This is a genomic window from Staphylococcus pasteuri, from assembly GCF_030547725.1.
Taxonomy (GTDB): Bacteria; Bacillota; Bacilli; order Staphylococcales; family Staphylococcaceae; genus Staphylococcus; species Staphylococcus pasteuri.
On the sequence record NZ_JAUOQO010001013.1, the window covers coordinates 1 to 234 of the forward strand.

At 47.4% G+C, this 234-nt stretch carries 1 protein-coding gene; it reads right to left on the bottom strand.

Features of this window, described 5'->3' with window-relative positions:
* A partial coding sequence (locus Q4528_RS16230; RefSeq protein WP_303522804.1) for a YcjX family protein occupies positions 1 to 234 on the bottom strand: 234 nt, incomplete at both ends.

A 234-nucleotide genomic window follows, 5' to 3' on the forward strand; every position in this document is an offset into this window, starting at 1 on the left:
ATGTGTGTTTGGGCAAACTGGCCGGCACTTCTCCGGGAAACAAAGTGGTTAACTGCTGGCTATCGACATCATTTTGTAAAATGCCCTTAATTGCGTTAATGGTGTGGCCATTGAGTTGGGCTTTGCCTGTTTGGGTGGCTTTGATAGACGCCAGCGCCATAATCTCGGTATTAATGCCTTCAAATTTTACGTGGCGTTTTCCTTCGGCAACCACTTCGCCGAGTAGGTTTACCA